This is a genomic window from Nitrospira sp. CR1.1, from assembly GCA_014055465.1.
Taxonomy (GTDB): Bacteria; Nitrospirota; Nitrospiria; order Nitrospirales; family Nitrospiraceae; genus Nitrospira_A.
On sequence record WIAF01000012.1, the window covers coordinates 81,869 to 95,192 of the forward strand.

Consider the following 13,324-nt stretch of genomic DNA (forward strand, 5'->3'; position numbering starts at 1 on the left):
GCTCGCTGCTGAACGGTGACGCGTGGGGCTATTTTGCTCCGTAGCCCATTTTCTGCTTGAAGGTCCCGATGATTTCTTTCAGCTTGCCGCCCACCTTATCGTCGATTTTCCCGACAGTGGCGATGTCTTTTCGCATGTCCTGGTGGTTCTGCCCGACGTAATGGAGCAGATCGGCCTCGAATTGCAACACCTTGTCCACAGGCACATCATCCAAGAATCCGTTGACGCCGGCATAAATCGACAACACCTGATCGGCGACTGGCATCGGCTTATATTGCCCTTGCTTGAGCAGCTCCACCATACGGACACCGCGGGCGAGCTGCATCTGAGTGGCCTTGTCGAGTTCGCTGCCGAACTGGGAGAAGGCGGCCATTTCGCGGTACTGTGCAAGATCCAATCGGAGCGTACCGGCGACCTGCTTCATGGTCTTGATCTGCGCGGAGCCGCCGACGCGGGACACCGACAGACCGACGTTAATCGCCGGACGGATACCGGAATAGAACAAATCGCTGCCGAGATAAATCTGGCCGTCTGTGATCGAGATGACGTTGGTCGGAATATACGCCGACACGTCGCCGGCCTGAGTCTCAATAATCGGAAGGGCCGTCAAACTGCCGCCGCCCAATTTATCGCTCAATTTTGCCGCACGCTCCAAAAGACGAGAGTGCAGATAAAACACGTCGCCGGGATAGGCCTCACGACCGGGCGGACGACGGAGCAACAAAGACAGCTGTCGATAGGCAACGGCGTGCTTCGACAAATCGTCGTAGACGATCAGCGCGTGTTTGCCGTTATCGCGGAAATACTCACCGATCGCGGCGCCCGCAAACGGGGCCAAGAACTGCATCGGTGCAGGATCGCTGGCAGTAGCCGCCACGACCATGCTGTACTCCATGGCATGGTTCTCTTCGAGGGTCTTCACCACGCGTGCGACGGTCGACCGTTTCTGGCCAACGGCAACGTAGATACAGAAGACGCCAAGGCCCTTCTGATTGATAATGGTGTCGACGGCGATCGCGGTCTTTCCGGTCTGCCGGTCCCCGATGATCAACTCACGCTGACCGCGACCGATGGGGATCATGGCATCGATGGCCTTGATGCCCGTCTGCAACGGTTCCCGCACGGACTGCCTGGTATTCACGCCTGGCGCCACCACTTCGATGCGTGACGAATGTTGGGAGTTGATCGGGCCCTTGCCATCGATCGGCTGTCCGATGGCGTTGACCACCCGTCCGACCAGCGCTTCACCCACGGGGATTTCGGCAATTCGGCCGGTGCGCTTGACAGGATCACCTTCCTTGATCCCGACATCGTCGCCCATCAGCACGGCGCCGACATTGTCTTCTTCAAGGTTCAAGGCGATGCCGTACAGTCCGCCCGGGAATTCGAGCATTTCTCCGGCCATGGCGCCGTCGAGTCCGTAGACTTTCGCAATACCGTCTCCGACCTGAATGACCGAACCGGTCTGGCTCACATCGACTTGTTGATCGAACCCCTTGATCTTCTCTTTAATGATGGAGCTGATCTCTTCTGCCTTGATCTGCATGGCTACTCCTTGGTCAACACACGCTGCATGGCGCTCAGTCGGCCCCGGACCGTGCTGTCTACGACGGTGCTGCCCAGGCGGATATGGAGGCCGGCGACATGTTCAGGTTCTGTATGGAAAGTGACATCGACATCGCGCTTCAACAGATCGCGCAACCGGGTGGTGATCCGATCCTGCTCGGTTGCAGGCAGCGCATTGGCGGATGACACGAGCACTTGCTGCGTCCCCTTGGATTCATCTACCAGCTTAGCAAAGGCCTCGGCGATGTCGGGCAGGAAACTGACGCGATTCTTTTTTACCAACTGATCGAGGAACCGCTTGACGACCGGTGGACATCCAAGCTTGGTAGCCACTTCGATCAGCACACTGAGCTTGGTGCCTTCAGGGAACACAGGAGAGGCCACGGCATGCCGCAATTCGGCTGAATGCGTAAAGGCCTCCCCAAGTCCATTCAGGGCCAAGCGGGCCGGCTCGATGCTTGGGTTATCAAGAAGTTCGAACAGAGCTTTTGCGTATCGACGTGCGACGGCTGTCTTAATCACAATACCTATCCGCTACGGTTAACCGTGTTTTGATCAAACAGGAAGCTTGCGTGCGGTGGGCACGACAAAAAGCGCGCCAAGTTAGCATTCAAACGCGGGCACTGTCAAGGAGGATCCCATACATGAGAGAGATGACTGGCTGCGAGATGACCGCCAGACCGGCTGGGAAAAGCGGTGTTGAAGAGAGGCGACCGGGGGCACCTTCATGAGAAGGGACTCGCGCGGGGGCTGAAACGAAAAGGGCACAGCCTAGCTGCGTTGAATGATGCCGCCGCCGAGGACACGATCTCCGCGATAAAAGACCGCTGACTGTCCGGGACTCAGCGCCCGTTGCGGCTGGTGAAATTGAATCTGCAGCGCCCCTGCGGCTGAAGGCAGAAGCGTCGCGGCGGCCGGTGGAGTGGCATACCGGATTTTCACCTCCACATCGACGGGCTGACGACCGATACCCGTATCGAACAGACTGAGATCCGCCACAGTGCAATCGGACTGCACGAGCTGCTCGTCTGCGCACAACACCACCTCGCCTGATTCGGGAATCACTTTCTGCACGTACAGTCTCTGCCCGACCGCAATACCCAATCCGCGTCGCTGTCCCGGCGTGTAAAAGGCTATCCCTTCGTGCCGGCCCAACACTTCACCATCCACGCCCACAAAGGATCCCGGCTGCTTGAGCTCTGGCCGTTCCTGCTCGAGGAACGTACGATAATCGCCCTGGCTCACAAAACAAATCTCCTGGCTCTCCTTGAGCTCTTCCACCGGCAATCCCAGGGATTCCGCTTCCTTCCACACGTGGCTTTTTTGCATCTCTCCGACCGGGAACAACAGCTTTGGCAGCCAGTCCGACTGAATGCGGTACAGAAAATAGCTCTGGTCTTTGCGTGCATCGAAAGCCCGGTGCAGCGACCATTGCCCCCCCGCCTGCTGCACGCGCGCGTAATGCCCGGTCGCCACGTAGTCCATGCCCCGCTCCTGCGCCAAGGCATAGAGGGAACGGAGTTTCACCCGCTCGTTGCACCGCACACAGGGATTGGGAGTAGTACCGGCGGCATACCCCGCGACAAAATCATCGATGACGCCCTGCTGAAATACCTCGCGGCGATCGACAACCTCATAGGAAATGCGCAGGCGCTCCGCGACAAACTTCGCAATCCCGATCTTGCAGCAGCCGCGCTCTTCCCAGCGCTTGGAAACCGCGGCCTGCTCGTCTTCATGCTCCCACACCTGGAGGGTGACGCCGTGGACTTCATACCCTTGCTGGACGAGCAAGGAGGCAGCGACGGAGCTATCCACTCCGCCGCTCATACCTAGCAGCACTGTCTGACGTGTCATAACTGATACCGGGAGAACAATGAGCCGGGCACTTACGGCTCTTGGGTTTTGACTTTGCCGCGATGGGCGACGAGGTCGCGCACGCCCGGATCCTGCGGAGAACCGAATTCGGAAGACTCATCCTCCGACCACTTCTCAGCGCCCATATTACTCATACCGTGAAAATGCGCGCCTTCCTCGATCGTGATCACGGGACTCTGGATGTCCCCGATGAGAATCCCGGGCTTTTGAATTTCCACCTTCTGCTGGGCAGTAATCGAGCCCTTCACGCGTCCGCTGATTTCCACGGACCCGGCGGCGATCACGCCTTTGATCACGGCGCTTTCCCCGACGATCACCGCGCCACCCGTGTGAACCTCCCCCTCGACGCGGCCATCGATACGAACGGTTCCGTCAAAGGTGACGATGCCTTTAAAACTCGTTCCCTTCCCGAGAAACGTAAACTTATCGGATTCCGCGACGGACTGCTTTTTGGTCTCACCCCACATCAGCGTCCTCCTTCACGCACCCCACGACGGTGACCGGCCGTGGCGCGGACTGAAATGGAACTCTAGTGATGCCGACTTCCGGCACGGAAGGCCGGCGGCACTCTGTCCAACGACTTCGTGATCGAACCGGACTAGCTGTTGACGAGCTTGACGCCCTGTCCGCGCGAAGTCCCTTGCGGTTCGCGGGTTCCAGTCTGACTCATCTCCAATGTACCATTGAACACAACACCCTCTTCCATCGCCAGCAACGGAGCCTTGACGCCGGCGTTCACCACCGCGGGCGCGCGCAACTTCACCTTCTCGCGCGCACTGATGTCGCCGGTAATCTTTCCCTTGCATACCACCGTGCCGGCCGTGATTTTCGCCGTGAGGACCGCGTCCTCACCGACCAACAGGACTCCCTCGGTATGAATCTCCCCGTCCAGGTTGCCGTCGATACGCACCGTGCCGTTGTAGGAAATGACGCCCTTAAAGCTCACGCCCTTCCCGACAAAGGCATTGATCTCTTCGTTCCCTTCGCGGGGTGCCGCAGATTCTAAATTTTCCATTTCACTTCCCTCGCTTTGTCCGGCTTGTCGTTTTCCTTCTGGTTTGTCCTTAATCCACATGGTTCATCCCTCCAAACAAATAACCACACGCTTCACGGCCGACCGGCAATGTTTACCGTTCCGATCGATGGCTCATAGAGATTCCGTCGGCATTGTACTCCGGTCAAACCGCAAAAATCTGCCCTGAAATTGCCGCTGCTAACCGTTGAGCAACCGTTCGACTACCCCGTCCAATTCCTCCGGAGAGAAATAGTGAATGATGATCTTGCCGCCGCGTCGGCCTTTCTGAACATCCACCCTGGTGCCAAGGCGTTTCTGCAGCCGCTCTTCGAGATCGGAACGTAACGGCGCCCGCATTGGACGCTTCCCCGTCTTTTTTGCCTCGGCGTGATCCTGGACCAACCGCTCGGCCTCCCGCACCGACAGTTGCCCGCTCACGATCTGTGTTGCCAAACTGATTTGCGCAGCCGGCGTCATTAGGCCAAGGATCACTTTGGCGTGCCCTGTAGATAATTGGTCTGCCTCGATCATGTGTTGCACTTCGACGGGAAGCGACGTCAATCGCAACATATTCGCGACCGACGACCGGTCGCAGGCTACCTTTTGCGCAATCGCCTCCTGCGTGAGGCTGAATTCATTCAGCATGCGCTGATATGCCCGCGCGGTCTCCATGGGGTTCAGATCATCACGCTGAAGATTCTCTACCAGCGCCAGCACCATGGACTCCTGATCGGACACATTTCGGATCAGAGCCGGAATCTTCTGCATTCCCGCCAACTTAGCAGCTCTCAGGCGACGCTCTCCCGCGATCAATTCATACATGCCGTCGCCCTTCCTGCGCACCAGAATGGGTTGCAGCAGGCCATTCTGCTTGAGCGAAGCCGTCAGCTCAGCCAGCTCGACCTCGGAGAATTGCTGCCTTGGCTGAAAGCGATTAGGGACCACGGCCTCCAACCGCAACTCCTGAACATCTCCCCGCTCGGGATCGGCCGTGCTGCGACCGGTCGGCAACAGAGCGTCGAGACCTCTACCGAGGGCTTTTTTCTCCATGGACCACAAACTCCTTGGCTAGGGAAAGATAGGCTTGGGCGCCGGATGATGCCATGTTGTAGAGCAACGCCGGACGGCCGTAACTCGGGGCCTCCGCCAACGTGACGTTACGAGGAATCATCGTGTGATACACCGATTCGCCGAAATGGCCTCGTATTTGCTCAACAACTTGGCGTGCAAGCGAATTGCGCGCGTCATACATCGTCAGCACGATGCCCTCAATCTCCAAATTCGGATTCAGCGACTGCTTGAGACGACTGATGCTCTCCATGAGTCGTCCGAGCCCTTCCATGGCGTAATATTCGCACTGCACGGGAATAAGCACGGAGTGGGCAGCCACCATTGCGTTGATGGTGAGAAGGCCGAGGGCAGGCGGGCAATCCAGAAAAATAGTATCATAGCGATCAGCAACTTCGGCCAAGGCTTCCTTGAGCCGCTGCTCTCTGCCCTCCATGTTCACCAGCTCAACTTCAGCGCCGGCCAGGTGGGAATTTGCCGGGACCAATGACAAACCATTCACCGCAGTCTGCATGGCAAGAGAACTAATACTTTCTTGAACAATCAGGGCATTGTAGATCGTTTTTCCCAGCGACATGGCATCCACACCAAGACCGCTGGTCGCGTTTCCTTGGGGGTCAATATCAATGAGCAGGACCGATCCACCTTCAATTGCCAAGGCTGCCGCAAGATTCACTGAGGTGGTTGTTTTTCCTACTCCACCTTTTTGATTTGCAACAGCAATAATTCGAGCCATGTAAGTATCCAACCCCCTCGCGCAGCCAATTGACTCCGATGTTCCACGTGGAACATCGACTTCGCCCCATCATTTTGAGAATACCGAAAGCACGCGATGCCCATACCCGGATGGAAGCTCATACTCGACTTCCTCCGCCAAAGCAAGACCAGCAAGGCTAAGACCCGTTGGAACCGGTTCAGCGCGGTACAAAATCACTTTGCCGCCTGGTTTGAGGAGTTCGGAGAGCAACTGCCCCCTCTCATCGACCTTGAACGCCCGCACCACGATGTAATCGAATGTCCGCCGATTGGCGCGCGCTGCATACGGCTCTAACTTGGTGGCGGCAATCGTCACCTGCTGCAAACCTAGAGAACCGACGACATACCTCAAAAATGCCCCCTTTTTCTCACTCGGCTCGAGCAGTTCCACCACTAAATCCGGCGCAACGAGTTTAAGCGGCAGACCTGGAAAGCCGGCACCAGCCCCAACATCCAACATTTCACTTTTATTCATACTATCAATGACTTTAACGCCAGCAATGGAATCGATAAAATGCTTCGCGAGGATCTCAAGATCATCGTCGATGGACGTGAGATTGATCGCCCTATTCCACTTTTTGAGCTCACAGAAATAATTCAAAAAAAGAGGCAGGCAGGAATCAGGAAAGGGAATAGCGAGATCTGAGGCGAATCTTCGAAAGGATTCTTCGAACTGAAATGCGTCGTGTTCCACGTGGAACAATTACGCGAAACACAACCAGCGGTCAAGAATGTTCTTCAGCGACGTGATATGAGACTGACGAAAATAGAAATCCCCCTGGCGCAAATCAATCGCCGGCGACGGGCTGCCGCCTATGGCGTTCAATTGCCACCAGCAAGAGAGAAATTGCAGCAGGGGTCACGCCGGAAATTCTCGAGGCTTGTCCAACAGAGGCCGGCTGTACACGCTTGAGCTTTTCCCTTACTTCGGCCGAAAACCCGGAAACAGCGTCATAGTCAAAGCCCCCAGGGATCAGACGATGTTCGAATTTTTGCGATCGTTGAATCTGCTGCTGCTGTCGCTTGATATACCCCTCATACTTCACTTCGAGCTGAATGGCATCCCTAATCTCCGGATCCTCAACCTCAGATCCTCCGAACACTGAAGCAATCTTTTCGTAGGTCAACTCCTGGCGCCGGAGAATTTCGGCCAACGTTTGCGTTGGAGTGACGGCCCCTATCTCGAACTCTTCGAGTAACCGCCTGACTTCCGGAGTCAACTTCGGCCTTGTATCCTTGAGTCGCTGAACTTCGCGCTCAATAGCGGAGCGTTTATCCTGGAATTTTCGGTGAATCCAATCCGGAACGAGTCCGATGCGATGCCCGATATCCATAAGGCGAAGATCCGCATTGTCGTGGCGCAGCACCAGCCGATATTCCGCGCGCGAGGTAAACATGCGGTAGGGCTCTCTCGCATCTTTGGTGATCAAGTCATCAATGAGTACGCCAATGTAGGCTTGCGACCGATCGAGCACGAGTGGGGCCTCGCCTCGCAGCTTTAAGGCTGCGTTGATGCCGGCCATGATTCCCTGCGCCCCTGCTTCTTCATAGCCAGATGTCCCGTTGATCTGACCCGCATGGTACAGCCCCTGAACGAGTTTCGTCTCCAAGGAATTATGGAGTTGGCGAGGTGGGAAATAATCGTATTCCACCGCATAGCCCGGCTTTAAGATTTTCGCCCGATCCAGTCCGGGGATGGTTTTCAGCATGGCTGTTTGCACATCTACGGGCAAACTGGTCGAAATGCCATTCGGGTAGAATTCGTTGGTATCCAGTCCTTCCGGCTCGACGAAAATTTGATGTCGGTCCTTATCGGCAAATTTGACGACTTTGTCTTCAATCGACGGGCAATAGCGAGGGCCAACACTATCAATGACTCCGCTGAACAATGGCGATCTATCGATATTTTTAGCAATAATATCATGTGTTTGCGAGTTCGTATGCGTCAAATGACACGGGACCTGTGGCAACGGGATTCGACTGGTGCGGTAAGAAAAGGGCGGGGGCGGATCGTCACCGGGCTGGAGCTCCATGACGGAAAAATCGATGGTATCGCGGTCCAGCCTGGGTGGAGTCCCCGTTTTCAGGCGGCCGATCTCAAATCCGAAATCCCGCATGCAATCAGACAGGTGTTCAGCGGACGCCTCTCCGGCCCTTCCCGCCGGAAAGTGACTCAGACCGATGTGGATGAGACCTTTTAAAAAAGTGCCTGACGTGAGCACCACCGCACGAGCCGGAATGTGATTGCCCGAATCGGTCACAATGCCGGTCACGGCTCCGGCCTGCGTGAGAATCCGATCAACGGTCCCGCCTCTGATGGAAAGGCCCGGTTGTGCGCGAAGTGTCTCCTGCATCACCTGGCGATATATCCTTTTATCGCACTGCGCGCGCAAGGCACGAACGGCGGGCCCTTTGCTCGTGTTGATCATCCGGAATTGGATTCCCGCCTGGTCCGTATTTCGGCCCATTTCTCCACCCAAGGCATCAATCTCTTTCACAAGATGCCCCTTGGCAATTCCTCCGATCGCGGGATTACAGGACATTTGGGCAATCCGCTCGGGATCCATGGTGAGCAACAACGTACGCGCGCCCATGCGAGCCGCCGCCAGGGCCGCTTCACAGCCCGCATGCCCCCCCCCGACCACGATCACGTCGCACTGCTCACTCATGCCGACATCCTTTCATTTCCCGATACAAAACTCGGCAAAAATACGCTCCAGAATCTCATCGGTCGTAATGATGCCCGTAATTTCTCCTAAGGCATCTGCCGCGGTACGGAGATCCATCGCGACCAATTCCCCGGCACGGCCGGCCTCGACGGACTGCCGGGCCTGATCGACTCCTTGCAGCGCCCGTTCAAGCGCGGCCGCGTGGCGAAGGTTCGTGACCAGCACACCGTCGTTCGACTCCAAACTGCCCGGTAGCAGCCGGCTGCGAATGGCCTCTCGCAATTCGTCCAGCCCGATCCGCAACGTGGCGGAAATCTCGAAAACATCGCCATGGCCAGAATAGGCCCGCCCGAGATCCTCTCTCAACAATTGACGCGGCAAGTCGCATTTATTGACGACCAGCAGCGCACGCTCGGATTCCGGCTGAGCAAGGAGGGCACGATCGCTTTCCGACAAGGGTTGGGACCCGTCCAGGAGTATCAGCGCAAGATCGGCGTCTGCCCAGGCCAGTCGGCTACGGCGGATGCCTTCGACTTCTATCGGATCGTCTGTTATGCGGATTCCTGCCGTATCGACCAATCGCACGGGAATGCCATCGATGCTGACCAGTTCTTCCAGCAGATCCCGGGTCGTGCCGGGAATAGGAGTCACAATGGCCCGATCGCTCTGCAACAGGGCGTTCATCAAACTGGACTTCCCGACATTTGGACGTCCCAGGATAGCCACCACTGCCCCTTCTCTCCAGATACGGCCGTCACGTCCCGATCGAACCAAATGCCGTAGCTTATGCAGGGTGGCATCGAGCAGCCGCATCAATTCGTCCTGGCGGACAAACGAAATATCTTCCTCTGCAAAATCCAAGGCGGCTTCGACGTGCGCCAGCGCGACAACCAGCCCGGAGCGGATCTCCTCCACGTGACGAGACAACTCGCCCCGTCGCTGGGACTGGGCAAGGGTCAGGCTGCGTGCGGTCTTCGCGCGAATGGTGTCGAGCACCGCTTCCGCTTGCGCAAGATCGAGACGCCCGTTCAGAAAAGCCCGTTTCGTAAATTCACCCGGGTCCGCAAGCCTCGCACCCGCCGAGAGTAATCCCCGGCACACCTGCTCCAGAATGACCGGACCACCATGGCATTGCACTTCCACGACATCCTCCCCGGTGAAGGAATGCGGGCCTTTCATCACGACAACGAGCGCTTCATCGATAAAATCGGGCTCACGCACGTCTTGCGTGGCGGCAGCAGGCGGGTTCGTATCGCGTGCACGGAGGTCGGCGAGCGTCAGCTGATGCGTACGAAGAGCGTGAAGCGATTTACCCGATCGGAGACGCACAACCTGAGAGGCCACTTCGAGAGCGCGATGGCCGCTAATGCGGAGTATGCCGACCCCTCCTTCGCCGGGAGGTGTGGCGATGGCACAGATGGTATCGTCTAGCGCGCCAAGCATGACGCACCCGGTGAGGTGGTATTATTCGGCGGAGGAGGTGCTTCGCCGCTTACCGTTACTTTTCTGTTCTTTTGACTCTTCAATGGCAGCAGCCGCAACGTCCTCCGAAGGCGCTTGCCACTTCTTCCCGAACAACCGCTCGGTCACGACCTGCTGAGTAATCGTGAGTGTATTGTTCGTCAACCAGTACAACACTAAGCCCGCCGGGAAGTTCACGAACAGGAAGGTCATGAAGACCGGCAGGAACAACATGATCTTCGCTTGCGTCGGGTCCATTGTGGTCGGGGTAATCTTTTGCTGAATGACCATGGTGGCGCCCATGATGATGGGCAGCACGTAATAAGGATCCTGCACCGAGAGATCTTTGATCCACAGCATGAACGGCGCTTGCCGAAGATCGATGGTCATATAGAGGATATTAAAGAGCGCGACAAAGACCGGCATCTGCAGCACCATCGGTAGACAGCCGCCGACGGGGTTCACCCGATGATCCTTGTATAGTTTGATCAATTCCTTGTTCAGCCGTTCGCGATCATCCTTAAACTTATTCTGGACAGCCAGGACTTTCGGTTGAATGACCTGCATCTGCTTCATCGACTTGTAGCTTTTATACTGCAACGGCACGAACATCAGCTTGATCAACATGGTCAAGAGAATGATCGTGACCCCATAATTGTGCGTAAATTCGTGGAGAAAGCGCAAAACATAGAAAATCGGCTTCGCCACCGCCTTGACCAGTCCCCAGCTGCCAAAAACAAACCAGCCGAAGTCGATCGTGTCTTCCAGACCCGCATTGAATCCTTTGAGGGTGTCGTACTCTTTGGGACCGGCATAGAGCTGCATTGCCATCGTTGAGCCGGCAGTCGGAGCAGGGAAACGGACACCGGCGGACACCAGCTTGTCCCCTTCTTTTTTCGCAAGAGCCGCCGCAGCCTTCTGCGGCATCAAGACGCTAAGAAAATACTTGTCCTGAATGGCAGACCACTTCACGTCCCCCTTGCGCTCGGCTTCGCCGTCAGGCGTCTCCTTCAGCACCTTGTCATCGACTAGGGACGCCGATCCCATCAGGCCAATAAATCCTTCACCCCATTCTACGATGCCAAAATTGGTCCCAAGGGTCACGTCCACCGGCGTAGTCAGACCTTGTGTCCGGATCGCAATGTCCACCACATACGATTCGTGATGGAAGGTCAAATCCTTCTCAATGTCCACATTCCGCTGCGCGTCGTGATACCGGAATATGAGGTGACCGGTAGGATGGGCACTATCTAGACGAGAGAAGTCCTGAGTCACCTGGTAGAGGGCAGAACCGACGTCGGAGGTAAACGACTGATCGTTGGTGACCAGACTGAGAGGCCCCTTGAAGCGCCCTCCCGCGTATACCAGCTGCACCGGCACAGGCCCCTGCTCGGTTGCGGTGGTATACCGCTTCAACTCCCAGGACTTGATCACTCCCCCGCGGTTGCTCAACTTGGCCCGAAACAACTCTGTATCTACTTCGATCGTCTGTTCTTCTGTTGTCGGTCCCGTCACGCCCTCGGATGCCGCAGGCTGGGAATTGGAACTGGTAGAAGCGGAAGACACAGGACTCGCAGTCTGGGTTGAGGCCTTCTCGGATCCCGCCGACTTGTTTTCGGCGACTGGGGTATTTGCCGTGGTCGCGACTTGTACAGGTTCCGACGGCGGAAGCAGCCCCATGCCTTTGAGCAGATAGTCATAGCCGATAACGACGGCCAGAGAGATGATGAGGAAAACAACGACGCGTTTTTCCATGAACGTTACGTACTAAGTAAAGAATGAGTGGTTGTTGTCACAGCGATCACCGTACCGGATCCACTCCGCCGGGATGGAATGGGTGACATTTCAGGAGCCGTCGCCCAGCCATGACTCCTCCCTTGAACAGTCCATATCGTTCGATGGCGTCTTGAGCATAGACTGAACAGGTCGGGTGAAAGCGGCACGCAGGACCCAGCATCGGCGACAGACAGGCTCGATAGACCGACAGGAGGCCGATACACAAATACCTCACGACGAGGGATCCCCAAAACGGGCTAACCGCTGTCTTTGCAATGTGCTGCGCCATACGCTTTGCAGGTCCACGAACGGCAAATTCAGGCAATCTCGCTTCGGAAATACAAGAAATGCATGCCCCGATACCAAAGACGGCCGAACTGCGCGGCCCAATTCCCGAAACAGACGCTTCGCCCTGTTCCGACGCACCGCCGTTCCAAACCGTCTCCCGATGACAATCCCCATCATGGCATCCTGAGGCATCATACCCGGACAAATTTGGAGATTGAACAATCCTGTTGAAACACGTCGTCCATTTTTCTTAACGAGCTGGATATCCCGGCTCCGTTTCAAGAAAAACGGCGCAGACGCCCGTCCTGCCGTCATAACCGACCTGTCTACGGGTGACCAGGGTCGACCGCGCCTTCCCAACCGGAAGCGGCGTACCGCCCTAGGTGTCGCCCTTGTTCTTCCACGACCAGGCTAAGACGACAGTACTCACCCACGGTGACCACCCACCACCTGGATGTTTGCCTACATGCAGATTGCCTAGCGGCAGGAAAGAATCAGACGGTGAGGCGAGCGCGGCCCTTGGCTCTGCGACGAGCGATAACTTTGCGGCCGTTCTTCGTGCTCATGCGCTTCCGAAATCCATGCTCCCGCTTGCGCTTGAGATTCGAAGGTTGCTTAAACGTGAACGACATGGCGCACTCCTTCCCGAAAGATCATTTTTCAATGAAGAGGCCGCATTATAGGGGCGCAATGTAAGGCTGTCAATCAATCTACAACCGGGTCTGGGCCGCGAAATTAAGCAAATGAAATCCAAACCGCATACACCTTGCACTTTCTCCCGATGCACAGACACCCAACCCGCCTTATTCACGGGCACTTCTGCTGCGACGGGCCGGCGGGCTCGCGCCTC

14 protein-coding genes are annotated in these 13,324 nt (G+C 56.6%); all 14 read right to left on the reverse strand.

All coding sequences use genetic code 11. From position 1 onward, the window contains the following. Positions 1-28: 28 nt before the first annotated feature. A complete protein-coding gene (locus GDA65_17760; protein MBA5864530.1) occupies positions 29-1,546 on the reverse strand; it encodes a F0F1 ATP synthase subunit alpha in 1,518 nt (505 codons plus the stop codon). A 2-nt stretch (positions 1,547-1,548) separates the two neighbouring features. Then, positions 1,549-2,097, reverse strand: coding sequence for an ATP synthase F1 subunit delta (atpH, locus tag GDA65_17765; protein MBA5864531.1), 549 nt, complete (start codon positions 2,095-2,097; stop codon positions 1,549-1,551). A 240-nt stretch (positions 2,098-2,337) separates the two neighbouring features. Continuing rightward, on the reverse strand, positions 2,338-3,420 hold the full coding sequence (gene mnmA / locus GDA65_17770; GenBank protein MBA5864532.1) for a tRNA 2-thiouridine(34) synthase MnmA: 1,083 nt from the start codon (positions 3,418-3,420) through the stop codon (positions 2,338-2,340). A 32-nt stretch (positions 3,421-3,452) separates the two neighbouring features. After that, positions 3,453-3,908 (reverse strand): polymer-forming cytoskeletal protein, encoded by a 456-nt coding sequence (locus GDA65_17775; protein MBA5864533.1) that lies wholly within the window; start codon positions 3,906-3,908, stop codon positions 3,453-3,455. A gap of 131 nt (positions 3,909-4,039) precedes the next feature. After that, the gene (locus GDA65_17780; protein ID MBA5864534.1) at positions 4,040-4,516 is read right to left on the reverse strand and encodes a hypothetical protein; all 477 of its coding nucleotides are present in this window, start codon (positions 4,514-4,516) and stop codon (positions 4,040-4,042) included. 138 nt (positions 4,517-4,654) lie between these two features. Beyond that, positions 4,655-5,506, reverse strand: a complete 852-nt coding sequence (locus tag GDA65_17785) for a ParB/RepB/Spo0J family partition protein (GenBank protein MBA5864535.1) — start codon at positions 5,504-5,506, stop codon at positions 4,655-4,657. Next, a complete protein-coding gene (locus GDA65_17790) occupies positions 5,484-6,260 on the reverse strand; it encodes an AAA family ATPase (protein MBA5864536.1) in 777 nt (258 codons plus the stop codon). Before GDA65_17790 ends, GDA65_17785 begins: the two co-directional genes overlap by 23 nt. 69 nt (positions 6,261-6,329) lie before the next feature. Continuing rightward, the gene (gene rsmG / locus GDA65_17795; protein ID MBA5864537.1) at positions 6,330-6,983 is read right to left on the reverse strand and encodes a 16S rRNA (guanine(527)-N(7))-methyltransferase RsmG; all 654 of its coding nucleotides are present in this window, start codon (positions 6,981-6,983) and stop codon (positions 6,330-6,332) included. Between the two features lie 85 nt (positions 6,984-7,068). Next, a complete protein-coding gene (mnmG, locus tag GDA65_17800) occupies positions 7,069-8,949 on the reverse strand; it encodes a tRNA uridine-5-carboxymethylaminomethyl(34) synthesis enzyme MnmG (GenBank protein ID MBA5864538.1) in 1,881 nt (626 codons plus the stop codon). Positions 8,950-8,961: 12 nt separating this feature from the next. Beyond that, positions 8,962-10,392: a tRNA uridine-5-carboxymethylaminomethyl(34) synthesis GTPase MnmE gene (gene mnmE / locus GDA65_17805; protein ID MBA5864539.1), complete on the reverse strand. Its 1,431-nt coding sequence runs from the start codon at positions 10,390-10,392 to the stop codon at positions 8,962-8,964. Between the two features lie 21 nt (positions 10,393-10,413). Continuing rightward, a complete protein-coding gene (yidC, locus tag GDA65_17810; protein MBA5864540.1) occupies positions 10,414-12,165 on the reverse strand; it encodes a membrane protein insertase YidC in 1,752 nt (583 codons plus the stop codon). A gap of 46 nt (positions 12,166-12,211) precedes the next feature. Beyond that, positions 12,212-12,421: a membrane protein insertion efficiency factor YidD gene (gene yidD, locus GDA65_17815; protein ID MBA5864541.1), complete on the reverse strand. Its 210-nt coding sequence runs from the start codon at positions 12,419-12,421 to the stop codon at positions 12,212-12,214. Further along, a complete protein-coding gene (gene rnpA, locus GDA65_17820; protein ID MBA5864542.1) occupies positions 12,418-12,789 on the reverse strand; it encodes a ribonuclease P protein component in 372 nt (123 codons plus the stop codon). Before rnpA ends, yidD begins: the two co-directional genes overlap by 4 nt. 179 nt (positions 12,790-12,968) lie before the next feature. Next, positions 12,969-13,106, reverse strand: coding sequence for a 50S ribosomal protein L34 (gene rpmH, locus GDA65_17825; protein ID MBA5864543.1), 138 nt, complete (start codon positions 13,104-13,106; stop codon positions 12,969-12,971). Positions 13,107-13,324 lie beyond the last annotated feature (218 nt).